Annotated in this window: 17 protein-coding genes; 5 read left to right on the forward strand and 12 right to left on the reverse strand. The window is 70.1% G+C overall.

Annotated features, from left to right (window positions below):
• Positions 1 to 21 precede the first annotated feature (21 nt).
• The 3 genes from WME98_RS20095 (at position 22) to WME98_RS20105 (ending at position 6,827) form a co-directional block, all read left to right on the forward strand.
• A complete protein-coding gene (locus WME98_RS20095; protein WP_437952734.1) occupies positions 22 to 4,014 on the forward strand; it encodes an amino acid adenylation domain-containing protein in 3,993 nt (1,330 codons plus the stop codon).
• 535 nt (positions 4,015 to 4,549) lie between these two features.
• Positions 4,550 to 5,248 (forward strand): sialate O-acetylesterase, encoded by a 699-nt coding sequence (locus WME98_RS20100; protein ID WP_437952735.1) that lies wholly within the window; start codon positions 4,550 to 4,552, stop codon positions 5,246 to 5,248.
• A gap of 76 nt (positions 5,249 to 5,324) precedes the next feature.
• Positions 5,325 to 6,827 (forward strand): UxaA family hydrolase, encoded by a 1,503-nt coding sequence (locus tag WME98_RS20105; RefSeq protein WP_437952736.1) that lies wholly within the window; start codon positions 5,325 to 5,327, stop codon positions 6,825 to 6,827.
• Between the two features lie 2 nt (positions 6,828 to 6,829).
• Here the strand turns inward: WME98_RS20105 and WME98_RS20110 are convergent, their stop codons facing one another.
• The 4 genes from WME98_RS20110 to WME98_RS20125 all read right to left on the reverse strand — a co-directional run bounded on the left by WME98_RS20110 (position 6,830) and on the right by WME98_RS20125 (position 11,851).
• Entirely contained in the window at positions 6,830 to 8,095 is a 1,266-nt protein-coding gene (locus tag WME98_RS20110; protein WP_437952737.1) for an MFS transporter, read from the reverse strand.
• Positions 8,096 to 8,299: 204 nt separating this feature from the next.
• A complete protein-coding gene (locus tag WME98_RS20115; protein ID WP_437952738.1) occupies positions 8,300 to 9,430 on the reverse strand; it encodes a mannitol dehydrogenase family protein in 1,131 nt (376 codons plus the stop codon).
• Between the two features lie 120 nt (positions 9,431 to 9,550).
• Entirely contained in the window at positions 9,551 to 10,564 is a 1,014-nt protein-coding gene (locus WME98_RS20120) for a zinc-binding alcohol dehydrogenase family protein (protein WP_437937336.1), read from the reverse strand.
• 195 nt (positions 10,565 to 10,759) lie between these two features.
• Entirely contained in the window at positions 10,760 to 11,851 is a 1,092-nt protein-coding gene (locus tag WME98_RS20125; RefSeq protein ID WP_437952739.1) for an amidohydrolase family protein, read from the reverse strand.
• A 294-nt stretch (positions 11,852 to 12,145) separates the two neighbouring features.
• On the opposite strand from WME98_RS20125, the gene galK reads away from it, so the two are divergent.
• A complete protein-coding gene (gene galK, locus WME98_RS20130; RefSeq protein WP_437952740.1) occupies positions 12,146 to 13,258 on the forward strand; it encodes a galactokinase in 1,113 nt (370 codons plus the stop codon).
• 188 nt (positions 13,259 to 13,446) lie between these two features.
• On the opposite strand, the gene WME98_RS20135 is transcribed toward galK, so the two are convergent.
• The 6 genes from WME98_RS20135 to WME98_RS20160 all read right to left on the reverse strand — a co-directional run bounded on the left by WME98_RS20135 (position 13,447) and on the right by WME98_RS20160 (position 20,217).
• Positions 13,447 to 14,439, reverse strand: coding sequence for an NAD-dependent epimerase/dehydratase family protein (locus WME98_RS20135; RefSeq protein WP_437952741.1), 993 nt, complete (start codon positions 14,437 to 14,439; stop codon positions 13,447 to 13,449).
• A 24-nt stretch (positions 14,440 to 14,463) separates the two neighbouring features.
• The gene (locus WME98_RS20140; protein WP_437334639.1) at positions 14,464 to 15,435 is read right to left on the reverse strand and encodes an ABC transporter permease subunit; all 972 of its coding nucleotides are present in this window, start codon (positions 15,433 to 15,435) and stop codon (positions 14,464 to 14,466) included.
• 35 nt (positions 15,436 to 15,470) lie between these two features.
• On the reverse strand, positions 15,471 to 16,553 hold the full coding sequence (locus WME98_RS20145) for an ABC transporter permease (protein ID WP_061625973.1): 1,083 nt from the start codon (positions 16,551 to 16,553) through the stop codon (positions 15,471 to 15,473).
• The gene (locus WME98_RS20150; RefSeq protein ID WP_437952742.1) at positions 16,534 to 18,084 is read right to left on the reverse strand and encodes a sugar ABC transporter ATP-binding protein; all 1,551 of its coding nucleotides are present in this window, start codon (positions 18,082 to 18,084) and stop codon (positions 16,534 to 16,536) included. Before WME98_RS20150 ends, WME98_RS20145 begins: the two co-directional genes overlap by 20 nt.
• 106 nt (positions 18,085 to 18,190) lie before the next feature.
• A complete protein-coding gene (locus tag WME98_RS20155) occupies positions 18,191 to 19,219 on the reverse strand; it encodes an ABC transporter substrate-binding protein (protein ID WP_437334642.1) in 1,029 nt (342 codons plus the stop codon).
• Between the two features lie 644 nt (positions 19,220 to 19,863).
• Complete coding sequence (locus tag WME98_RS20160; protein WP_437952743.1) at positions 19,864 to 20,217, reverse strand: hypothetical protein; 354 nt, start codon at positions 20,215 to 20,217, stop codon at positions 19,864 to 19,866.
• Between WME98_RS20160 and WME98_RS20165 the strand changes: the two genes are divergently transcribed.
• Positions 20,216 to 21,079: an endo-1,4-beta-xylanase gene (locus WME98_RS20165; protein ID WP_437952744.1), complete on the forward strand. Its 864-nt coding sequence runs from the start codon at positions 20,216 to 20,218 to the stop codon at positions 21,077 to 21,079. The genes WME98_RS20160 and WME98_RS20165 overlap by 2 nt on opposite strands.
• A gap of 99 nt (positions 21,080 to 21,178) precedes the next feature.
• Here WME98_RS20165 and WME98_RS20170 read toward each other — a convergent pair whose 3' ends face one another.
• A complete protein-coding gene (locus WME98_RS20170) occupies positions 21,179 to 23,416 on the reverse strand; it encodes a molybdopterin oxidoreductase family protein (RefSeq protein ID WP_061625976.1) in 2,238 nt (745 codons plus the stop codon).
• Positions 23,416 to 25,131, reverse strand: coding sequence for a DmsC/YnfH family molybdoenzyme membrane anchor subunit (locus WME98_RS20175; RefSeq protein ID WP_437952745.1), 1,716 nt, complete (start codon positions 25,129 to 25,131; stop codon positions 23,416 to 23,418). Before WME98_RS20175 ends, WME98_RS20170 begins: the two co-directional genes overlap by 1 nt.
• Between the last annotated feature and the right edge of the window lie 67 nt (positions 25,132 to 25,198).

Consider the following 25,198-nt stretch of genomic DNA (forward strand, 5'->3'; position numbering starts at 1 on the left):
GCACAACGATGGATTCGCGACATGCGTGATCGACCTCCACAGCCCCGTACGTTGCCTGCCGAGGCGGCGCCCGCGCCCGCGCCGTCCCCGCTCGAGCTCGCGACGGATCGCCCCCGCCCGCCCGCGCTGTCGCCGCGCCGCGCGTCGGTGTCGCGGGCGCTGCCGCCCCGGCTGGTCCAGGCGCTCGATCGCATGCGCCGGGCGTCGAGCGCGACGCGCTTCGTCACCCTGCTCTCGGCCTATGCGGCGCTGCTCTACCGCTATACCGGGCAAGGCTGCCTCGCGATCGGCGCGCCCTGGCCCCGCCGCGGCCGCCGGCAGGGCGCTCGCGCGGGGGGAGGGCCCCGTCACCCGCTCGTCGTCCGCGCCCGTCTCGACGACGAGCTGAGCTTCCGAGCGCTCCTCGCGCAGGTCGCCGCGCAGGTCGCCGCGGCCGAGGCCCACCGTCCGGCGCCCCGCGGCGCGTGGCCCGAGGGGCTCGGGGCCGCGGAGGACGCGGGCCGTCACCCGCTGTTCCAGACCACCTTCGAGCTCGCGCCGCCGGGGGGCGGCCTGCCCGGCGCCGCGGCCGCGGCAGACCCCGCGGCGGCGCGCGCCCCGCGCCCCCGCCCGGCCGCGGCGGTCGAGCTCTCGCTGTCCGTGGCGGCGCGCGGGCGGGGGCTCGTCGCGACCCTGGAGTATAGCACCGACCTGTTCGATCCGGAGACCATCGAGCGGATGCTCGTCCACCTGGACCTGCTGCTCGCGGGCGTCGCCGAGGGCGCGGAGCGGCCCATCTCCGAGGTTCCGCTGCTCACGCCGGAGGAGCGGCGCCGGATGACGGTGGCGTGGAACGCGACGCAGACCGCGTATCCGCGCGACGCGTGCATTCACGAGCTCTTCGAGGCGCAGGCCGCGCGGACTCCCGACGCCATCGCCGCTGTCGAGGACGGCGAAGCGCTCACCTACCGCGAGCTGGATCGCCGCGCCAACCGGCTCGCACGCCGGCTCGCGGCGCGCCGCGCCGGCCCCGACCTGCGCGTGGCCGTCTTCGTCGAGCGGTCGCTCCGCGTGCTCGTCGCGCTGCTCGGCGTCCTCAAGGCCGGCGGCGCCTACGTCCCCCTCGATCCGAGCACGCCGGACGAGCGGCTGCGCCTCATGCTGGAGGACGCCGCGGCGAGCGTCCTGCTGGGAGAGCCGGAGCAGGTCGCGCGGCTCGCCTTCTGCGGAGAGGTCCTGTGCCTCGACGACGAGCGCGGCGCGCCCGGCGACGACGAGCGCCCGGCTACCCGGGTCGCGGCAACCGATCTCGCCTACGTGATGTTCACGTCGGGATCGACCGGCCGGCCCAAGGGTGTGGCCGTCCCGCACCGCGGTGTCGTCCGCCTCGTCCGGGACACGAGCTACGTCGCGTTCGGCCCCTCGGATCGCGTGGCGCACGCCTCCAGCCTCGCTTTCGACGCGTCGACGTTCGAGATCTGGGGCGCATTGCTGAACGGCGCGCGCCTCGTCCTCGTCCCTCGCGAGACGCTCCTGTCGCCGGAGGCCTTGCGGGCGTTCCTCCGCCGCGAGGGGGTCACCCTCCTGTTCCTGACCACGGCGCTGTTTCACCAGCTCGCGCGCGCGAGCCCGGGCGCCTTCCAGGGGCTCTCTGCCCTCGTCGTCGGCGGCGACGTGCTCAGCCCGACGCTGTCCGGTGAGGTGCTCGAGCAAAGCGCCCCGAAGCGCCTCGTGAACGGCTACGGCCCGACCGAGAGCACGACGTTCTCCACGGCCCATGTCGTGCGCGCGGTCCCGGAGGGCGCCGCCCGCGTGCCGATCGGGCGGCCCATCTCCAACACGCGCGTCTACGTCCTGGATCGCCGGCTCCAGCCGGTGCCGGTCGGCGTCCCGGGAGAGCTCTACGTCGGCGGCGACGGCCTGGCGCTGGGATACGTGAACCGACCCGAGCTGACCGACAAGGCGTTCATCCCGAACCCCCTGCCCGAGGAGCCCGGGGACCGCCTGTACAAAACCGGCGATCTGGCCCGCTATCTGCCGGACGGCTCGATCGAGTTCCTCGGGCGCATCGACACCCAGGTGAAGATCCGCGGCTTCCGCGTCGAGCTCGCGGAAATCGAGGCGGCGCTCTCCGCGTGCCCCGCCGTGCGCGAGGCCGCGGTCGTGGCCGTGGAGCACGCGCACGGCGACCGGCGCCTCGTGGCCTATGTCGTCGCGCAACCCGGCCCGTGCCGCGCCGCGGGGCCACGGCAGCGATCGGAAACCGACAGCGACGGCAGCCGCTCGCGCGACGGCCTGTCGTCGACCCTGCGCCGATTTCTGCAGAAGAAGCTGCCCGACTACCTGATTCCGGCGGCGTTCGTCGTGCTGCCGTCGCTGCCGCTCTCCGCCGGCGGGAAGATCGATCGCCGGGCGCTGCCGCCGCCCCGCCTGGGTCGGCCCGGCGCCGTAGCGCCGAGGACGAGCGGCTCCCGGAGCGAGCGAAAGGTGGCCGGGATCTGGGCCTCGGTGCTCGGGGCCGGCCGCGTCGAGGCCGGCGACGACTTCTTCGAGCTCGGCGGCGACTCGCTCCTGGCCGCGCAGGTGCTCCTCCGCGTGAAGGCGCTCTTTCAGGTCGACGTGCCCGCGCGCCGGCTGTTCGAGTCGCCCACAGTGGCCGGCCTCGCCCGCGCCATCGACGAGGCCCGGCGCCGGACGTGGCGCGGCGCCGTCGCGGACGCGGTCGACCTCCGCGCCGAGGCCGTCCTCGACCCGGACATCCGCCCGTGCGGGGAGGCCGCCCTCGCCGGCGCTGCGCCGCGCCACGTCTTTGTCACCGGCGCCACGGGGTTCCTGGGGGCTTTTCTCGTGCGCGAGCTCCTCGTGCAGACGCGCGCCACGGTCCACTGCCTCGTCCGCGCCCGCGATGCCGTCCACGGCCTGTCGAGGATCCGGCGAGCCCTGGAGGCGTATTCCCTCTGGGACGACGCGGCCCGCGCGAGGATCGTCGCCGTGCCCGGCGATCTGACGAAGCCGCTGCTCGGCCTCACCGAGGCCGGCTTCGACGCGCTCGCGGAGCGCATCGACGCGATCTATCACGCCGGGGCGGAGGTCAACTACGTCAAGCCCTACGTGTCCCACCGGGCGGCCAACGTGCTCGGAACCCAGGAGATCCTGCGGCTCGCGTGCCGCGGCCGGACGAAGCCCGCACACCACGTCTCGACGATCGGCGTGTTCGGCCATGTCGGATACTTCACCGGGGTCCGGACCGTGAGGGAGCGCGACGATCTCGAGCGCTGGGCGGACTACCTCCCCACGGACATGGGCTATTCCCAGAGCAAGTGGGTCGCGGAGAAGCTCGTGGCGATCGCCCGTTCGCGCGGGGTGCCGGTCACCGTCTTTCGCCCCGGGGTCATCATGGGGCACAGCGAGACCGGCGCCGGCAGCGTGAGCGACTTCGCCAGCCGGATGATCAAAGGGTGCCTCGAGATGGGCTGCGCTCCCGATCTGCCGGAGCAGAGCAAGGAGTTCGTGACGGTCGATTACGTCAGCCGGGCGATCGTGCACCTGTCCCGCCGGCCGGGAGCCCTGGGGAAGGTGTTCCACCTGGTGCCCGCGCCGTCGCATCGGCTCGATCTCAACGGCTTCTTCGACCTGCTCGGCTCGTACGGCCATCCGCTGTCGCGGCTGCCGTACGCGCGGTGGTGCGAGCGGCTGTTGAAGCGGATACGCCGATCGGGCGACAGCCCGCTGCTCCCCCTGCTGCCGATGCTGACCGAGCGGGTCCACGGCGAGCTGACCCGGTGGGAGCTGTACGAGAAGATGCCGGCCTGCGACTCCCGGAACACGCTCGACGAGCTGGCCGGGACGGCCATCGTGTGCCCGCCCATGGACCGGCGGCTGCTCGATCGGTTCTTCGCCTATTACGCGCGCACCGGCTACCTGCGCGCCTCCGCGCCGCCCCGGAGCGGCGTCCGCCCGACCGCGCGCCCCGAGCAGGAGCGGCACGTGGCGCAGAAGCCCTCGCGCCCGCCACGGCGGGGCGCGGGCGGCTGAGGCCAGCGCCGCCCGCCCGTAGACCGTGACCGTCAACGCGGCGCCAGCGCCGCCCGATCGAAGAGCGGCTCGCCGAGGAGCTCCTCCAGCTCGCCCAGGCGCCGGCTCGATGCTGATGTGCCATTTGGAATTGACATGAGTATTGTTAACGTTAACATCGTGCTCCCGAGCCCCTCATGCGTTCCAGCAGATGGCTGCAGCGGCCGGAGAAAATTCGCGCATGAAAAGCATACTTCGATGTTCTCCCGGGCTCATGCCGTGGTGCGTCGCATTCTCGCTCATCGGTGCTCTCGCTTGTAGTGGAGCAGACACCCCGGCCGGAGCGACGGGAGCCGCGGGCACCGGCGGGGCTGGCGCGACGAGCGGTGCCTCTGTCGGCGCTGGCTCCGGGTCCACCTCGGCGGCGGGCACAGGGGCGGGCGGCGCGCCTTCCGAGGCCGCGTCCTCGGCGTCCGCGGGCGGCGGGGGAGGCGGAGAGGCCTCGGGGGCTGGCGGCGCGGGCGGCGCGAGCAGCAGCGCAGGGCCGGCCGAGCCCGTGTTTCACGTCTTCCTCCTCCTCGGGCAATCGAACATGGCCGGGTACCCGAAGGCCTCGAACGCGGACAAGATGGAGAATCCCCGCATCAAGGTCCTCGGCTTCGACGACTGCGCCGCGACCGGGCGCGTCGAAGGCGAGTGGGACATCGCTGCCCCGCCGCTCCACGAGTGCTGGAACGGAGCGATCGGGCCCGGCGACTATTTCGCCAAGACCATCCTCGACCGCTACCCCGCTCAGGACAGCATTGGCCTCGTCCCGTCCGCCCTCAGCGGGGAGAAGGTGGAGACGTTCATGAAGGCGGGGGGGAGCAAGTACACCTGGATCCTGTCGCGCGCGAAGGCGGCGCAGGAGGCCGGGGGCGTGATCGAGGGCATTCTGTTCCATCAAGGCGAGTCGAACTGCGGCGACCCCGCGTGGCCCGGCAAGGTGAAGACGCTCGTCTCGGACCTGCGCGCAGACCTCGGCCTCGGCGACGTGCCGTTCCTCGCGGGGGAGCTCCTCTACTCGGGGTCGTGCGCGAGGCACAACTCGCTCGTCGGCCAGCTCCCAGGGCTGGTCGCCAACGCCCACGTCGTCTCGGCGGAAGGGCTCGCCATCGATCCTGCCGACACGTGGAATCTCCACTTCGGCCACGACGCGCTGGTCACCCTGGGCACCCGCTACGCCGAGAAGATGATCGGCGTCCTGGGTCTCTGAGCGCGGATTTCACATCGTCCCTCGCGGCGCTCGCGCGTGCGGCGCCGCGCGGGTTTGGCGCTTCGATGACACACCGATGACCAGGGGTGATATGAGCTTGGCAGCCTCCCTGTTGCGGATCGATCCCCGAGACGATGTGGCCGTCGCCGTGCGCGGCCTGGCCGCCGGCGATCCGGTGGCCGAGGCGATCACCGCCCGCGCCGACATCCCGGCCGGGCACAAGGTGGCGCTGCGCGCGGTGGCCGCCGGCGAGCCGGTGCGGAAGTACGGCTGGCCGATCGGGCGGGCGACCGCGGACATCCAGCCGGGCGACCACGTGCACACGCACAACCTGGCCACCGCGCTCTCCGGCCTCGACACCTACACCTACGAGCCCACGAGCCCGGAGCCCCTCTCCGCGACCGAAGACCGCACCTTCCTGGGTTACCGGCGGAAGAACGGGCGGGTGGGCACCCGCAACGAGATCTGGATCCTGTCGACGGTGGGCTGCGTCGCGCGCACCGCGCAGAAGGTGGCCGCCGAGGCGGACAAGCGCTTCAAGGGCCGCGTGGACGGGGTCTACGCCTTGACCCATCCTTACGGCTGCTCGCAGCTCGGGGGCGACCTCGACGCGACCCGCCGGATGACCGCGGCCCTGGCTGGCCACCCCAACGCGGGCGGCGCGCTGATCATCGGCCTGGGCTGCGAGAACAACCAGCTCGGCGTGCTCCTCGAGAGCGCCCCGCAGCTCGATCGCGAGCGCCTGCGGTCCTTCGACGCCCAGGCGGCCGAGGATGAGCTCGAAGCGGGCCTCGAGGCCGTCGAAGCGCTGGTCAGGGTCGCCGAGCAGGACCGCCGCGAGCCCTGCCCCGTCTCCGACCTGGTGATCGGCCTCAAATGCGGCGGCTCGGACGGCTTCTCGGGGCTGACCGCCAACCCGCTCGTGGGCCGCATCGCCGACAAGGTCTGCGCCGCCGGCGGCTCGGCCATCCTCACCGAGATCCCCGAGATCTTCGGCGCCGAGCGCCTGCTCATGGCCCGCGCCGAGAGCGAGGGGGTCTATGCCGACGTCGTCGGCGTGGTCAACGACTTCAAGCGCTACTTCATCGCTCACGGCGAGCCGGTGTCGGAGAACCCCTCGCCCGGCAACGTCGCCGGCGGCATCACCACGCTGGAGGAGAAGTCTCTCGGCGCGGTGCAGAAGGCCGGCCGCGCCCGGGTGTCCGAGGTGGTCCGCTACGGCGGCCAGATCCGCGGGGAGCCGGGCGTGGCGCTCCTGGAGGCCCCCGGCAACGACGCTGTCTCGTCCACGGCGCTCGCCGCCGCGGGCGCGACGGTCATCCTCTTCACCACCGGCCGGGGCACGCCGCTCGGCTTTCCCGTGCCGACCCTCAAGCTCGCCACGAACTCCAGCCTCGCCCAGCGCAAGCAGCGCTGGATCGACTTCGACGCCGGCCGCGTCGCCTCGGGAGAATCGATGGACGCGGCCGCCGGCGCGCTGATGGACCTGGTGCTGGCCACCGCCTCGGGCCGGAGTACCCGCGCCGAGGAGAACGAAGAGCGCGAGATCGCGCTCTGGAAGCGGGGCGTCACCCTCTGAGGCTAGGCCGCCTCGCGGTGCTCGACGTCGAGCCGGAGCGGCTCGATCTTGCCGACGATGACGAGGTAGCTGAACGCGCCGAGCAGGCAGAAGCCGCCCGCCGCGACGAGCGGTATCGTGAACGAGCCCTGGGTCAGCGAGACCATCACGCCGGTGAACGTCGTGATGACGATGCCGGCCAGGTTCGACGCGAAGTTCTGGATGCCGCCGATGGTCGCCACGTGGCGCGGCGTGGGCGCGACGTCGCCGGGGAGGGACCAGATGCTGGCGCCGGCGAACGCGAGGCTCGCGTACGAGACGCCGAAGAGGACGAGCATCAGCGTGATGTCGGACGTCAGCGCCGACAGCGTGATCGCCGACGACATCAGCATGCCGCCGACCATGCAGGTCTTGCGCGCGGCGGTGAGGCTGAAGCCGCGGCGATAGAGCGCGTCGGAGACGAAGCCGCCGATCCAGCCGCCCGGAATCGCCATCAGCGCGGGGATCATGCCGAGCGTGCCGAGCGCCTTGAGCGAGAAGCCGCGCGTCTGCACGAGGTAGCTCGGGAACCACGTGATGAAGAAGTAGTTGGTGAAGTTGAGGCAGAAGAAGCCGAGCATCATGCCCCAGAGCGTGCGGTGGCGGAAGAGCGACACCCACGTCACGCCGCCTGGCGCGTCCTTGGCGGGCGCCGCGTGGACGACGTCGGTCTCGCCCGTCATGTCGCCGTGCGCGGGGCCGCGGTAGATGACGACCCAGCCGAGGATCCACACCGCGCCGAGCAAGCCCGTGATGATGAAGGCCGCCTTCCATCCGAGCGCGTCGACGATGAGGGCGACGAGGGGAATCGACAGCGCCGAGCCGACGCGCGCGCCGCTGTCGAAGATGCCCGTCGCGAGCGCGCGCTCGCGCGGCTTGAACCACTGGCTCACCAGCTTCGCGCAGGCCGGGTAGGCGCCGGCCTCGCCGACGCCGAGCAGCAATCGGCAGCCGAACATCCCCGCGACGCTCGACGCGCCGGCCGTCGCCGCGGTGAAGAGCGACCACCAGCCGACGGCGAACGGCAGCGCGACGCGCGCCCCCACGCGATCGATGAACCAGCCGAACGGCATCTGCATGAGCGCGTAGGTCCAGAAGAAGCCGCTCATGATGAGCCCCATCTGGGCAGGGCCGATGCCGAGCGCCTTCTCGATCTGGGGCGCCGCGACCGCCAGGTTGGCGCGATCGATGTAGTTGATGGCGACGGCGAGAAAGCACAGGAAAAGCACGGCCCAACGCATCTTCCTCATCTGCATGTCTCCCTGGGTAGCGGTTCTGTTCGCGCAATCGGCAGGTCTCGCGCGCTGTCCGCCGGGCGGCGCCGCCTCGCGGCACGTTGCGCGCGCGCGGACCCACGGCAACGGCGCCGGGCTCGTGGGGCCCTCCGCGTCGCGAGGGCGGCGGCGCGCGCGGTCGGCCTGCCGCGCGAGCTCGCCTGCGGGAGCCTCACGGGCTCATGCGGGCACGCTCGCGCGGAGCGACCGGTGCAGCCGGGGCTGCTCGATCTTCAAGTCGAGCTCGCGCGCGAGCTCGACCACGGGGGCGAAGCGCCGCCGCTTCTTCTCGCCGTGGTTCTTCGAGATCTCGGACAGCCGGTGATCGAGGAACGGGTTCTCGAAGCGATCGCGCACCTCGTCGAGGTACGCGCGCGCGGCGGCGCCCTTGCCGAGCGCGTCGAAGACGGGCACCACCTCGTCGCGCCACAGCGCCTCGAGGTCGGCGCGCAGGGCCCGATCGCGCATCGCGCTCCGCGTGTTCTCGTCGGCGGGGCGCCCGTCCGTCTGCCAGCGCTCGGCGAGGTAGGTGTGCCCGAGGTTCAAGAGCAGCAGCTTCAGGCGTTCGTAATGCGGCAGGTCGTCCGTCACGATCATCGCCTCATGCCGGCACGGCAGCACCATGCCCTCGCGCCGCTCGATCGCCCAGAGCGCGTAGGGCTCGGCGATCGCGCCGACGGGGCGGATCGGCTCGGAGACGATCCGGTCGACGAGCGAGTTCACCCAGACGCACGTGTGCTTGATATAGCGCAGGAAGGCGGCGTCGGCGCCCCACCGGCGCGCGACGCCGACGACCAGCGCGCGCAGCGTGTCGCCGTTGTTCGACACGAGCTCGCAAGGCAGCAGCGTGAGCGGCGCGGCGCCCGCCTCGAAGCGCGCGCGCAGCAGGACGACGAGCTTCGCGGCGAACCCGCGCGGCGCGCGCGCGCCGGGCGCGAGCGACGCCTCCGTGTCCTCGTGGAAACAGGCGTATCCGCTGTCGCTCGTGTTCGAGAGCACGACGCGCGCGTCGCGCGCGAAGCGCTCGAGCACGAGCGGCCAGTCGGTGTTCGCGTCGAGCGCCTCCGTGATCGAGCTGCACTCGATCGTCGTATCGACGACCTCATCGCGGCGCAGCCCGCGGATCCGCACGGGGTAGCGCGCCCGCGCGCGCAGCGCGTCGACGCGCGCGCGGCTCTCGGGGTTCGACGTGGTCTGCACCACCGTGACCGTCCCGAGCGCGTCGCCGGCGCCGAGCGCCTCCGAGATGAAGAGGTCCGCGTGAGCCTGGAGGAACCGGCTCGTGCCGAATTGAAGGATCGGATTGCCCATGTCAGCCCTCCGGCGGCTCACGATGAGGGGATGTTAAAAGTCGCTGCTCGTCCTCGAGCGGAGGCGTTCGGATCGTCGTCGTCCGAAATCCGCTCGGGGAACGCGCCGAGCCGCGCGCGCTCACGACAGGCCGACCATGATCTTGGCCGTTCGACCGGGGTAGGCAGCCCAGTCGGCGAGCGCCTCGGGCACGCCTTCGATGGGGATCGTCTTCGAGATCAGGAGGTTCGGGTCGAACGTGCGCCGCTCGAAGAAGGCGATCACGTCCGAGAACTCGCCCATGCAGTTGCGCGACCCGAGGATGTCGAGCTCCTTCATCACGAACAGCTTGGTCTCGTAGCTCACCGGCTCTTTGCCGTACCCGATGTACACGACGCGACCGCAGAACTTCACCCACTCCACGGCGTCGCGGTACGTCGCGACCGCGCCCACGGCCTCGATCACGACGTCCGGGCCGTCGCCGTTCGTCAGGTCCATGACGCGCTCGCGCGCGTCGGCGTTCGCCTGCACCGCCTCACGCGCGCCGAGCGCCCTGGCGAGCCCGAGCTTCTCCTCCTGCGTGTCGAGCGCGATCACGCGCGCGCCGCGGCTCACCGCGCCGGCGATGGCGCCGAGCCCCACGCCGCCGCAGCCCATCACGAGGACGGTCTCCTCGGCCTCGACGCGCCCCCTCGCCGCCGCGTGAAAGCCGACGGAGAACGGCTCGACGAGCGCAAGCTCGGTGAGGCTCAGCCTCCGTGACGTGAAGAGCTTCTGGTACGGCACGGCCACGAGCTCGGTGAGCGCGCCGTCGCGCTGAACGCCCATGGTCTTGTTGTTCCGGCAGGCGTTGCGCCGCCCCGCGGAGCACGAGGGGCACACGCCGCACGCCGTGTACGGCGTGAACGTGACGTCGGCGCCGACGCGCCAGTCCGCCTCGACGCCGGAGCCGAGCTCCACGATCGTGCCGGCCACCTCGTGACCCAGCACCCGGGGGTACGTGACCATCGGGTTCTTGCCCAGGAACGTGTTCAGGTCGGAGCCGCACAGGCCGACCCGCTGCACGCGGACCAACACTTGATCGTGCGCCGGCCTGGGCTCGCTGATCTGGGTCACCTGTGCGACCGACGGGCCGGTGATCGTCAGGGCTTTCATGCTGTCATCACCTCGCGGAGCGACCTCGTTCACTCGCGGCTCTCACGGCGCGCTCCGACGCCGGGCCGCTTCGTTCGGCGAGAAAAGTACATGGCCGCGTCGAACGGCCGGATCCGCAGCGACGTGGCGCCGCTCTACGACCCGTGACCGGGGCGGCGGCCGCCGCCACCGCCGTGGCGCTCGGGACGCCGCTGTTCAGGGCCGGCGCGCATAGAACTTCTGCGCGTTCGTGTACATGACCTTGTCGCGCACTCCCTGACCGAGCTCCTTGAGGTAAACCTCGGCGATCGCGATCTCCGAGGCCAGGCTGCCGCCCATGTCGACCACGGGCCAGTTGCTGCCCCAGATCAGCCGGTCTTCGCCGAAGGCGTTCATCAGCACGTCGAAGTGCGCCTTGTACGCCGCGAGGTCGGTCGGCGCGCTCCAGGGATCGTCCTCGGTGGCGGCCGGATTGTACATGTCGAAGAACGACGAGAATTTGATGTAGATGTTCGGGTGCTTGGCCAGCCGCTGCATCGCGTCGACCCAGGCCGGATCCGGCGTCGCGCCCTTCGCGCCCGCCAGGTGGTCGATGATGATGCGGAGCTTGGGCACCGCGGTCGCGAGCGCCTCGACCTTGTCCTTCGGGTTCAAGGCGCCGCGGCTGATGATGTCGAGCGTCATGCCCTTGGCCGCGAGCTCCTCCAGCGAGGCGAGCTGCTTCTCGTCGAGCGTCAGCTTCGGGCTCCAGAGGAAGCCGCGAATGCCGACCACGCGCGGGTCCGCGGCGAGGCGGGCCAGATCGGCGCTGAAGGTCGGCGAGCCGATCTCGAGCTGCGCGACGAGGAACTTGAAGAAGCCGTTGCCCTTCATCATCTCGAGGACCTTGAAGTTGTCCTCGACGACGGGGCTGGCCTCGACGACGCCGGTGCCGACGATGCCGTTCTGCATCGCGATGGCCTGGTATTCGTCGGGCAGCACGTCGCGGTAGATCGGCTTCTGCTTGGCTTCCGGCCAAACGACGCCGCCTGGCCGCGTGACCTGGTAGAGATGGATGTGCGTGTCGAGGATCGGGCCGCGCTGCTGCGCCGGCGCGGTGAGCGGGGCCGCCGCTTTGCTCGTGTCGTCCGCGCTCTCGGGCGGCGGGGCGGTGGTCGAGGAGGACGACGCGCACGCCGCGAGCGGCGAGAGCACCGTCATCAGGCACAACCTGGCGACGGTGGTCCTGATGCTCGTGAGCGCGCTCAGGTGGAGCCTTTCGGAACCGGCGGCGGACCCGATCCCGACGGCGATGATGCCGGTACGCATGACAATCCCCTCAGGGCAAAGCCGAAGTACGAGAGCTATATGTTAACGTTAACATTCAAGATGTCAACATCGATCCGTTCGTCCGCCCGACGAGCCTGGGCGGCTCCCTGGCGCTGGCGATGAGGTGAGCCCACGAGGGTGGTGTCAGCACACGAATGCGGCCGCGGGGGCCTGGAGATCGGTAGATCGCGTAGAATAAGAATGTTCTATCGATCCGGGCACTTCTGCCGGTCGAAGCTTGACGTCCCGGATACGTTTGGGTTTCCTTCTCCACGTGAACACGGGAGCGCCGCGATGACGATGAAGGAGCAAAGCTTCGAGGCCGCCTTCGGCCGCCCGGCGAAGGTCGTGGCCGAGGCGCCGGGGCGCGTGAACCTCATCGGCGAGCACACCGATTACAGCGGCGGGTACGTGCTGCCGACCGCGATCCCGCAGAAGACGCGTATCGAGATGGCGCCGCGGGGCGACGGGCTCGTCCAGGTCGCCACCACGAGCGTGAACCGCGGCGGCCAGCGCTGGTTCCGCGTCGGCGAGGAGTCGCGCGGCGGCCTGTGGCTCGACTACGTGCAGGGCATCACCGCCGTCCTCCGCGGCCGGGGGGTGTCGATCTCGGGCTTCGACGCGAGGATAGAGTCGTCGGTGCCGCTCGGCAGCGGCCTGTCGTCGAGCGCCTCGCTGCTCGTCGCGCTCGCCCGCGCGCTGCGGCAGATGCTCGACCTCTCCATCGACGACGTGGAGATCGCCCGGATCGCGCACGCCGCGGAGCACGACTTCGTGGGCGCGCCCGTCGGGAACATGGATCAGATGGCCGCGAGCCTCGCCGACGAGCACACGGCGCTGTTCATCGACACGAGGACGCTCGCGTTCGAGCGCATCCCGCTGCCCGCCGAGGCCGAGCTGCTCGTCGTGAACTCGGGGGTGGCGCACCAGCACGCGAGCGGCGACTACAAGACGCGGCGCGCGGAGTGCGAGCGCGCCGCGGCCCTGCTCGGGGTCCCGCAGCTCCGGGACGTCGACGCGGCCGCCGAGCAGCGCATCGCGTCGCTGCCGGCGCCGCTCGACCGGCGCGCGCGCCACGTGGTGACCGAGAACGCCCGGGTGCTCGCCGCCGTGGCCGCGCTCCGCGCCGGGGATCTCGGCCGTTTGGGCGAGCTCTTCGACGCGTCGCACCGGTCGATGCGCGACGATTTCGAGGTGTCGGTGCCGGCGGTCGACGCGCTGGTGGAGAGCGCGCGCGCGCAGCCGGACGTCTTCGGCGCCCGGCTGACCGGCGGCGGCTTCGGCGGCTCGATCGTGGCCCTGGTGAAGCGCGGCTGCGCGGCACAGGTGGGCCGGGCGGTCGTCGAGGCCTACGGGCGAACGCCGGGGCGCCAGGCGACGGTGCTGGTGGGAGGGCCCGCCTCGTGACAGCGCGCTACGGCGCCGCGGCCGCTGGCGAATCCACGGCGCGAAGCCTCGGCTCGGCGGCAGTGCTCAAAATTGAACATGAAGGCGGGAAGGCGGGAAGAAAAGCTCAATGAGCTTCCTGCCTTCCCGCCTTCATGTGAGCTCTCTCCGGGCAAATTCGAGCACTACCGGCCCGGCCGCGGGGCTCGTCAACCGGGATACCAGGTGATCCGCGGGTCCTCGGGCGCGCGCACGTGGTCGAAGGCGGCGTCCGTGAGCCGCGCCAGGTCGTACTGCGGCCGCCAGCCGAGCAGGAACTTCGCCTTTGTGTTGTCCAGCCAGGTCGAGCGGTACGGCGTCTTCACCCTCACGCTCGGCAGGCCCCGGGTGGCCTCCAGGTAACGCGCCAGCTCACCGTAATCCACCGGCTCATCCATGCAGATGTTGAAGGTCTGCTGGCGAGCCTTCTCGTGGTCGATGGCCTTGAGGATCGCGGCGACCAGATCCTCCACATGCACGAAGTTGCGCTTCACCGGCGCGCCGTCGGGGTCGAGCATCACGGGGACGGCGCCCGAGCGGACGTAGCCCTCTGCCGCCTGGGCGCCGACCAGATCGCGCCACCTCGGCCCTCCGAACACGTCGTCACCGAAGGAGAGCTGCGCCTTGAAGTCGTCCTTCTCCATGATCCACGGCGCGCGCAGGCAGCATCCGTTCAGACCATACTGGATGTAATACTGCTCGAGCATGACCTCCTCGAGCACCTTGGACAGGGCGTAACAGCCCGGGTAGGCGCTGTGCTTCTGCGCCTCCGTGACCGGGACGGGGTGCGGGTAAAAGAAGTGGCCCATCCCGGCGTCGCCCCCGATCAGGATGAACTGCTCGAACGTGGGGCTGACGCGGCACGCCTCGAGCAGCCAGAACATGCCCTTGATGGCCACGTCCATGATGCTCTCGGGGGTCTCCTTGCAGGTCGCCAGGTGCAGCACGTGGGTCACGCCCTCCACGGCCTCGTCGACCACGGCCCTGCTCTCGATGGACCCGCGCACCACCTCCATGCGCGCCGTCGGCTGCAGCATGCGGTTATGGCACAGCGCGCGGACCTTCCATCCCTCGAACCCGGGGTCGGACAGGAACCTGCGGATGAACGTCTGGCCGACCTTGCCCGTCGCCCCGGCGACAAGGATTCGCTTCGTCTCGCCCATTCTATCGCTCCTCGCTCTCCTGCATCATCGATGAGACCGCGCTTCGCCACCCCTGGCCGCGGGGGCCGAGCGGATCAGGAGCTGCTGCATGACGATGAAGCCGAGCAGCAGCAGCCCGATGCTGATGTGGTGCCACGGCGACGGCAGCCGCCCATCCAGGTTGATCACCGCCCGCACGATGCCCGTGATCATCACGCCCATCGCGGTGCCGACGACGCTGCCAGCGCCCCCGGTCAGCAGCGTCCCGCCGATCACCACCGAGGCGATGGCCTCGAGCTCCAGCCCGGCGCCGATGTTCGGCTTCCCCGCGCTGTCGATCAGCGCCGTGGTGACCCCGCCGAGGCCCGCGCACAGGCCGCTGAGCGCGTACAGGGCCACCGTCGTGGCGCCCAGCGGCACCCCCATGAGCAGCGCGGCCTGCCTGTCCCCGCCCATGGCCAGGACGTTCCGGCCGAAGCTCGTGCTGCGGTGAAGGACCACGCCGAGCGCGAGGACGATCAAGAACAGGAGCGCCGTCGCCGGGACCCAGGTCCGGCCGAGGCCCGGGATCATCGCCGTGAAGCCGAGCTCATCGACGATCCAGTCGAGCGCGGGATGATCGACGGCGATGGGCTGCATGCTGACGAGGAAGGCCGCGCCGCGCGCGAAGAACATGCCCGCGAGCGTCACCAGGAACGGGGGCAACGAGAACTCGTGGATCAGGTACCCCGTGGCCGCGCCGAGCGAGACCGCCACCGCGAGGCCGACACAGAACGCGAGCAGCGGATGACAACCGCCTGTTATCAGCGTGCCCACGACGACCGTCGTCAGCGCGACGACGGACCCGACCGAGAGGTCGATGCCCCCCGACAGGATGACGAACGTCATGCCCACCGCGCAGATGCCCATCGCCGCGTTCCCCTTGATCAGGTCGACCAGGAAACGCAGGCTGCGCGCCGACTCGTAACCGACCAGCACCCCCGCGTAGAGCGCGACCAGGAGGACCGCAGTCGCCACGAGCGGCACATCTCGCCGATCCAAGCTCCGCATCGCTATTGCCCCCGCTTGAGGCCGAGCAGCGCCATGAGCCGCCGGCGCGACTCCTCCGAGACGAGCAGGCAGCTCACCAGCATCACGCCGGCCTTGGGCATCGGCTCGATCTCCGAGGGGACGTGCTGGATGTACATCGTGGTGGAGAGCGTCTGGATGAGCAATGCTCCGATCAGCGTGCCGCCCAGGTAGAAGCGCCCGCCGGTGAGCGCCGTACCGCCGATGACCGCGGCGAAGATGGCGTCGAGCTCCCGCAGGCGCCCCACGCGGTCGGGATCGGCCGTGGAGATGTACGAGGCGGCCACGAGCCCGGCGATGCCGGCGCACAGGCCGGAGAACCCGTACAGCCAGAGCTTGATGCGGCGGTCGCTGACACCCGCGAGCCGGCTCGCGCGCTCGCTGTCGCCGATCGCCTCCATGAACAGGCCGAGCGCCGTCTTCCGGCAGAGCAGCGCGGCGACGACGAACACGGCCGCTACCAGCAGCATGGAGAACGGCAAGCCGCCGACGTGACCGTTGCCGATGAACGCGAACGTCGCGTCCACGTGCGTCACGGGCTCGGCGCGGGTGATGAGCATGGCGACGCCGCGAACGCCGACCATGCTGATCAAGGTCACGACGATGGGCTGGATGTTCAGCGACGTCACCAGCGCGCCGTTGAACAAGCCGACGCCGCCGGCGACCAGCAGGGACAAGAGCGCCGCGACGAGCGGCCCGTGGCCGGCGTCCTTCATCAGGATGACGCAGGTGGCGCCGGAGAGCGCCATGACCGAGCCGACCGACAGGTCGATGCCCCGGACGGCGATCACCAGGGTCAGGCCGATGGCGAGGAGCATCACCTCCGCGCCCTGGTTGAGCAGGTTGATGGGTGTCCCGTAATACGCCCCGTCGCGCTCGACGATGGAGAAGAAGTTCTTGGACAGGAAGAAATTGAACAGGAGGAGCGCCAGGAGGCCGAGCAAGGGCCAGGCTTCGCGGCGCCCGCGCCTGAGCAGCAGGGCGCCGGCGGCGGCGGTGAAGAGGATGATCCCGACGCCCGTTGGGCTCGCGTTCGTGCGCGCGGCTTCAGCGATCTTCTCGAGCATCGCGCGGCGCCTCCTTGTGCTGTGCAATGGCCTGGATGATCGACGAAGGGGTCACCGACGCTCCCGCGAGCTCGCCCTGCTGCTTGCGGTCCCTCAGGACCACCACCCTGGAGCAGTTGCGCGCGATCTCCTCGAGCTCCGACGAGATCAAGAGCGTGGCGACCCCCTTCTCGCCGAGCGACCTCACCAGCGCCTCGATCTCCAGCTTGGCGCCGATGTCCACGCCGCGCGTGGGCTCGTCGAGCAGCATGACCCGTGGCTGCATGGCCATCCAGCGCGCGAGCAGCACCTTCTGCTGATTGCCGCCCGAGAGCAGCTTGACGGGCGTCTCCGGGGACGGCGTCTTGATGCTCAGCGCCTTGATGTAGTGCTGGACCAGGCGATCCTGCTCGCTCCGCGGGAGCACCCGCAGCGCCCCGCGGGAGGCCTGCAAGGCCAGCACGAGGTTCTCTCGCACGGAGAGGTTCGGGATGATGCCCTCCACCTTCCGGTCTTCCGGGCAGTACGCGAGCCCCGCCCGGATCGCGCGCCGCGGCGTCTTGATCTCGATCCCGCGGCGGTCCACCGCGAGCTCGCCGCGATCGGCCGGCTCGATGCCGAAGAGCATCCTCGCGGTCTCGCTCCGGCCCGAGCCGAGCAGCCCCGCCAGCCCCACCACCTCGCCGGGCCGCAGCGCGAGATCGATCGGCCCGACGACCCCCTTTCGCTCGAGGCCGCGCGCGGCGAGCACCGGCTCCGCGGCGCTCGCGTCCTCTCCATCGCCGGCGGGGCTGCCCTTCGCGGGCTTCTCCTCGTCGCCGAGCTCCACGCCGAGCATCGCCTGGACGAGCGAAAGGCGCGGCAGCGCGCTGCTCGCGTATTGCCCGACCAGGCAGCCGTTCCGGAGCACCGTGATCGTGTCGCTGACGGCGTAGACCTGATCCAGGAAGTGGGTCACGAAGAGCACCGCCAGCCCCTGCGCCTTCAGCCTCTGCATCACGTCGAAGAGCCGCTCCGTCTCCGCTTCGTCCAGGCTGGAGGTGGGCTCATCGAGGATCAGGAGCCGGGCGTCGACGGCGAGCGCGCGGGCGATCGCGACCATCTGCTGCAGCGCGGTGGAGAGCGACGCGACCGATCGAGACACGTCGAGGTCCAGCGAGAGGCGCGCGAGGGCCTGACGCGCCTTCGCGCGGACGGCGCGCTGGTCGATGAGGCCGAAGCGCCGGGGCTGCCGGCCCAGCATGATGTTGTCCGCGATGGAGAGGTGCGGGATGAGGCTGATCTCCTGGTGCACCGCGCTGATCCCCAGCGACTCCGCGTGGCGGGGGGAGGTCGGCCGGATCGACGTCCCGTCGAGCCGCAAGGCCCCCGCGTCCGGGAGATACACCCCGGTGAGCAGCTTGATCAGCGTCGACTTGCCGGCGCCGTTCTCCCCCATCAGCGCCTGGATCTCGCCCGCGTGCGCCTCGAGGTGAACGTCGTGCAGCGCGCGAACGCCGGGGAAGGATTTGCTGAGGCCCTCGACGGAGAGCAACGCTTTCGAACCAGGCATGCGGCTGCTACTCCGTGGGTGAGGGCCGCTCGACCAGAGGGCTCACGTGCGTGGGGGGCTCGCGCCGCCGCCTCAGGGCGCCGGCGCCGGCTCCTCTTCCGTGGGTTCAGTAGGCCCGCGAGCCGATGGTCGCCGCCGCCTGCTCGCGCTCGAAGACCTGGCCAGGGACGACCGTGCGCTTCGGCACCGCCTCGCCGCGCACGATCTTCTCGATGGTGTCGAAGAGCAGGGGGCCGTGCAGGGGGTTGCACTCGACCGTCGCGTTCAGCTTCCCCTCCATCATGGCCTCGAAGGCCGGCTTCACGGCGTCGACCGAGACCACCACGATGTCCTGCCCGGGCTTCAACCCCGCCGCCTGGATCGCCTGGATCGCGCCGAGCGCCATGTCGTCGTTGTGGGCGTAGACGGCGTTGATCTCCCCCTTGTGGGCCGAGAGCAGCGTCTCCATCACGGCTTTGCCCTTGGTGCGCGTGAAGTCGCCGCTCTGGCTCGCGATGATCTTCATGTCCGGGTGCTTCGCGATGGCCTCGGCGAAGCCGGATTTGCGCATCACCGCCACGTCCGCCGCCGGCGTGCCGACGAGCTCGATGATGCGCGCCTTGCCGTTCGTCTGCTTCGCCAGCCACTCGCCCGCCTGGCGCCCCTCCCAGACGAAGTCCGCGACCATCACCGTCGCGTACAGATCTTCTTCGGCGTCCACGCCCCGGCTCGTGAGCACCACCGGGATCCCGGCGCGCTTGGCCTCCTTCAGCGTCGGCTTCCAGCCCACGGACTCTTGCGGCGCGATGACGATGACGTCGACGCCCTTGGTGATGAACCCGTTGACGGCGTTGACCTGGTTGTTGTGCACGTTCTGGCCGTCGGCGAAGAGGAGCTGCACGCCGCGCTTCTCGGCTTCCTCCTGGATCGACTTGCTGTGCGCGATCCTCCACGAGCTCTCGGCGCCGGTCTGCGAGAAGCCGACGACGATCTCGGACAGCTTCTTCGGCTTCTTTCCCGCGGGCTCGGTGCCGGATGCCGGCTTCGGCGCGGCGCTGTCGGCCTCGCTCTCCCCGCGGGAGCAGCCGGCGCCGATGGAGAGTGCGCCCAAGATGGCCAGGAGCGCCCTCCGTGACACGTGGTTCTGGCGGTGCATGCTATTCTCCCTTCCTGCTGTCCCTTCGGACGCGGTTCGATGGCCGGCCCAGCGCGGGCGCCGATGCATCGCTGTCGATGCAGCCCTCGGGGCCGAAGGGCCCGGGCGCACGCGAGTCTACCCAGCGCGAAGCGAAAGGATACCAGAAACCGTTGTGAACGTTAACATGGCTGATGTCAACCAAAATGGATCGGCCGCGCCGAGGGCGTCGCGCTCGCCGGCGTCATGCCCGGCGCCGCCGCGCTCGGGGTGACCCGCTGACCCGCGCCGCTCTCGCGCCGATCTAACGCGCCCCCCCGAGCAGCCCCCTCGTGACGCGCCGCTCCGGAGGAGCCCCACCAGTCGCCGGTGTCCGGGCACACCGACTAGGTACACCGACTAAGTAAATAGTGTTGACTTAGCCTTTGTGATCGTTAACATCTCAAATCGTCCTTAAGGCTTTCTCAGCAGGGTCGTTATGCGAACCGGGAATTTTCTGGATCGGTCGCGGCGTCGACTCCGTTCGTTCGGTCGCCGCGGACGCGCGACACCTCGCTCGCCGACGCAGCGGTCAGGCCCTACCCGCGCCGGGCACACGAGCGCTGGTGCGATTGGCACGAGCACTGGCACGGTTCCAATCCGACTGCCCTGAAATACTGCGCCTATCAAAAACTTACCCAATCACTGAAGGGGAAGTCCAACGTGAACAAGAACCGCTCTTCTCGATGGCTTTGCAACTCGGCCTGGATCGCGCTCGGAATCGCGGCGCTCGCTGCCTGCGGTGATGGAGGCGATGGGGGCGACGGCGGCGGCGGCGGCGCGGGGGCGGCGGGCAGCACCGGCACCACCACCAGCGCCAGCACGACCTCCAGCGCGAGCACGACAGGCGCGAGCACGACAAGCGCGAGCACGACCAGCGCCAGCACGACCAGCGCCGGCACCGGCGGGTCGAACGAGGGCGGCGGCGGTTCGGACGCCTCGAGCACCACCTCCACCGGGACGGGCGTCCCCGAGCCCATGGGGAAGTTCGTCGGCAACATCACGACCAACGGCAACGTGCGCGACGGCTTCGCCAAGTACTGGAACCAGATCACGCCCGAGAACGAGGGCAAGTGGGGCTCCGTCGAGAGGTCCCGCGGGAACAGGGACTGGAGCGCGCTCGACCGGATCTACAAGTACGCCCAGGACAACAACATCATCTTCAAGCACCACGTCTTCGTGTGGGGCGCCCAGCAGCCCGACTGGGTGGGTCGCCTCTCCGCGGGGGAGCAGCAGGCGGCCGTGCGGGACTGGATGAAGGCGTTCTGCGAGCGCTACCCCAAGACGAAGTACATCGACGTCGTCAACGAGCCGCCGCCCCACACCACGCCCTCGTACAAGAACGGCATCGGCGGCGACGGCGCCAGCGGCTGGGACTGGATCGTGAACTCCTTCAAGTGGGCGCGCGAGTTCTGTCCGAACGCGGTCCTGATCCTCAACGACTACAACAACATCGAATACGAGAACGACCACAACAACTTCATGCGGATCGCGAGGGCCGTCATCGGCGCTGGCGCCCCGGTCGACGCGCTCGGCGCGCAGGCCCACGACGCGTACAAGATCAACACCAACACGGTGAAGGGCTACATCGACAAGATGGCCTCTCTGGGCAAGCCCGTGTACATCACCGAGTACGACATCGGCATCGGGGACGACAACCGGCAGAAGCAGGTGATGGAGGAGCAGTTCACGATGTTCTGGAATCACCCCTCGGTCCCGGGCATCACCCTGTGGGGCTACATCGTCGGCGCGACCTGGCGGGACAACACCGGCCTCCAGCACCCGGACGGCAGGCTGCGTCCGGCCATGCAGTGGCTGATGGACTTCCTGGACCGCGGTTGACGCCGCGCTGACGCGGTCTCGCGTCGGGGGCGCCGCGTGAGGCCGCCCCCCGGGCGTCGAGCTCCCCCCACGGGAGCCGGGTAGATCCACGAGATCCCTCTACCCGCGATCCTCCTCGCGACGCACCTTCACCGCGCACGCCTTGTACGACGGCTGCCTCGAGTACTGGTCGAACGCCGGAAACGTCAGCTTGTTCGTGATCTCGTAGTGCATCGGGATGAAGATCTCCCCCGGCTGCACCGAGTTCGTGACGAACGCCCGCGCCTTGATCTCCGCGCGGCGCGACGCGATGACCACCCACTCGTTCATCTCGACGCCGAGCTTCTTCGCGTCGACCGGGCTCACCTCGGCGTAGATCTCCTTCGGATAGAGCCGCTGCAGCACCGCCGACTTCTTGGTCCGCGTCTGCGTGTGCCACTGGCTGGAGCTCCCTCGCCCGGTGAGCAGCGTGAACGGATACTGCTCGTCGGTCGGCTCGGGCAGCTGCCGCGGCGCCTGGAACGCGAACTTCGCCCTCTGGTCCGGCCGGTAAAACGCGCCGTCCTCGAACAGCCGCCGCTCGTTCGCCTCGAACGACGCCCCCTCGGGGTACGGCCACTGGATGCCGCCCCGCTCGTCGATCATCGCGTAATCCTCGATCCCCGTGATGTCGCACGGCTGCCCCTTCGAGAGCCGCTTCAGGATCTGGAAGACCGCCTCCGGGCTCTTCCACTCCTTGAACAGATCGCCGCACCCCCAGTACTGCGCGACGAGCTGGAAGATGTGGAAGTCGGCCAGCGCCTGCCCCGGCGCCCGCGCGACCTTCTTCACGAGGCCGATGCGCCGCTCCGAGTTGATGAACGTGCCCTCCTTCTCGGCCCACGAGGCCGCCGGCAGCACGAGGTGGGCGCGCTCCGCCGTCTCGGTCGTGGCGTACATGTCCTGCACCACGAGGAACTCCAGGCGGCCGAGCAGCTCGTGCAGGTCCTCCTGGTTGATCCACGAGTGGGCCGGGTTGGTCGCGATGATCCAGAGGCCCTTGATCTTCCCCTTCAGGATGCCTTCGATGATCTGATCGTACGCCAGGCTGTTCCGGGTCGGGATGACCTCCTCCGGGACGCCGAGGATCCCGGCGATCTTCTTCCGGTGCTCCTCCTTCGTGAAGTCGTGGCCGGCGAACAGGCCCGTCGTGTTGCTGAACATCCGCGAGCCCATCGCGTTGCACTGGCCCGTGATGGAGTTCGCCCCGGTCCCGGGCCGCCCGATGTTCCCCGTCATCAGCGCGAGGTTGATGAGCGACTGCGCGACCCGCACGCCCTCGTGGCTCTGGTTGACGCCCATGGTCCACCAGAACGACACCCGCTTCCCGTTGTGGATCGTCTCCGCGAACGTCGCGAGCTGCTCCTCGCCGATCCCCGTCGCCGCGGCGACCCGCGCCGGCGTGAACTCCTCGACGTGCGCCTTGAACTGCTCGAATTCGACCGTGTGCGCGTCGATGAACTCCCGGTCGATCCACCCGCGCTGGATGAGGATGTGCGCGATGCCGTAGAACAGCGTCAGATCCGACTTCGGCTTCAGCGCATAATGCGCCGTCGCCGCCATCGCCGTCTCGGTCTTGCGCGGATCCACGACGAGGATCGCCGGACGGTTCTTGTTCTTGCACAGCCGCTCCCACATGATCGGGTGGGCGATGCAGAGGTTCGAGCCGACGAGCACCACGACGTCGGACTCCTCGAAATCGCGGTACGTGTAGGGCGGCGCGTCGAACCCGAACGACTCCTTGTAGGCGACCACCGCCGTCGCCATGCACTGCCGGGTGTTGCCGTCCCCGTGCAGCATGCCCATCCCGAACTTCGCCAGCGCCCCGAGGAAGGCCATCTCCTCGGTGACGATCTGCCCCGTGCTGATGAAGGCGACCGACTCCTTGCCGTGCGCCTCCTGGATCGCCTTGAACCGGTCGACGAACGTGCGCAGCGCGACGTCCCACTCCACCCGCTCCAGCTTCCCTCGGGCGTTCCTGAGGAGCGGCGCGGTGGCGCGGTCGCTCGCCCGGAGCGGCGTGAGCGCCTCCCAGCCCTTCGGGCACGCCATCCCGAGGTTGACCGGATAGTCGGTGTTCGGAGAGAGGTTGATCGCCTCGCCGTCCTTGAGGTGGACGTTCAGCCCGCACCCGGTCGAGCAGAAGCCGCACACGACCGTGGTCGTCTGATCGGGCTTCAGCCGCGCGGGCACCCGCCCGAGGCCGAACTCGCCGGGGGTGAGCAAGAGGTCGCGCGTGAGCGGCCCGTTCCGCTGGAGGAGCAGGTTGTCCGCCTTCTTGGGCTCCGCTTCCGTCTTCTTGGCGTCGGGGGTGGTCATCAGGAGAGCCCTCCGGGCATCTTGGACGCGGGCGCGGCGGCGAAGAAGAGGTACCGCTCGAGGAACTCCCCCGCGAGGCAGAACAGGAAGGCCACGACCGCCATGGCCATCAGGACCTCGGAGCTGACGCCGCTGTTCGGCGCCGAGAAGAGGCTGAGCGCCGGCAGGACGATGCCGCCGAGCGCGCCGCAGGCGAACCGCCAGCCCGTCGCGCCCTTCAGCTCCCCCGTCATCAGGATCGCGCTCCGCTTGAGCGTCGAGTGGCTCCGCTTGCGGAGGTGCCGGAACATCGAGAGCTCCACGAGCAGCTTGAGCCCCATCGCCACGCACAGGAACCCGCTCAGCGCGCGGAAGCCGCCGGTCAGGAGCAGCGCCGCGTGCTCGTCGCTGAGGAGCAGCGCCACCATCAGGACCGTCGAGCTCCCGAGCACGGCCGCCGTGCTCGCGAACTTGAAGCCCGTGAGGCCGCCGCTCCAGTGGTCTCGCTGGGTCGCCGCGTACACCATCACCGAGCAGAACACGCCGAGCATCCCGCTCAGCGCGACCGCGTAGGACAGCGGCGTCTGCAGCTGGCCGAGCGGCGAGAGCGGCGCGAGCGCCGGGATCGAGGGCACCCAGAACGAGGCGGCGTAGGCCGTCCCGGCGCCCGCGAAGAGCGAGAAGCCGAGGATCTCCCGGCTGAGCCACGACGTCTTGAGCCCGAGGAACGCCCGGAACGCGAACTGCGGCCGGCCGAGGTGGAGGAGGCTCGCGCCCAGCGCGGCGAGCCCGAAGACGAGCGCGAAGGTGGCGCTGTGGCCGCCGAAGCCCCGCGTCGCCTGTGCGCCGAGGAGCTCGTTCAGGGCGAGGCTCACGCAGAACGCGCCGACCGAGAGCTGCGTGAGCACGAGCATCGCGACGAGCGGAGGGTGGGAGTGCTCCCGGCTCACCTGGTAGAAGTCCGCGGGGAGCATGTTGCGCGGGAGCGATTTCTTCGTCTTGTAGCTGGTCGTCGGGATCGTGATCTCCGGCGCCGCCGCCCCCGGCAGGAAGACGTTGGTCTGGCTCTCCTGCACGGCCTGCGCTTGATCGACCACCGTGATGCGGATGGCGCCGTTCGGGCACGACTGCACGCACGCCGGGGCCTCGTCGTTGGCCAGCCGGTCGCTGCACATGTCGCACTTGCGCACGATCCCCCGCTCCGCGTTGAACTTCGGAGCGTCGTAGGGGCACATCAGGATGCAGTACTGGCAGCCGATGCACTGGTCATCGAGGTGCTTGACGATGCCGGTGACCGGGTCCTTCTCGTAGGCCTTGACCGGACAGCCCGACATGCACGCCGGGTCCAGGCAGTGGTGGCACGCCGTGGTCACGCTCTGCTGCGCCGGCGTCTGGGGCGTGCCGCCGTGGAGGAGCCCGACCGAGCGCCACACCTCGTCCTCGTCGAGGCCGTTCAGGCTGTGGCAGGCGGTGACGCACGCCTTGCACGCGGTGCAGGCGTCCAGATCGACCTCGAAGGCGTACTGCTGCCCGGGCTTCGGCTTCTCGAACGGGATGAGGTCGCGGTAGTACTTCGACTGGGCCGGGAGCGCGTGCTCCTCGTGCAGCTTGGAGAACCGCTCGACCGCCGTGAGCTTCTGCTGGTCGGCGAGGAGCGCCTGGAGCAGGTTCTTGTTGCTGTCCTGGATCTTCGGCGGCGAGTTGACGATGGGCAAACGAAAGTGAGTGTCCGACACCTTTGCAACGCTCATCGAGATTCCCTGTCTACCCGGCGCGGAAGCCCAGCCCGGAGAATTCCAAGAG

The sequence above is a fragment of the Sorangium sp. So ce296 genome, assembly GCF_051529605.1.
Taxonomy (GTDB): domain Bacteria; phylum Myxococcota_A; class Polyangia; order Polyangiales; family Polyangiaceae; genus Sorangium; species Sorangium cellulosum_D.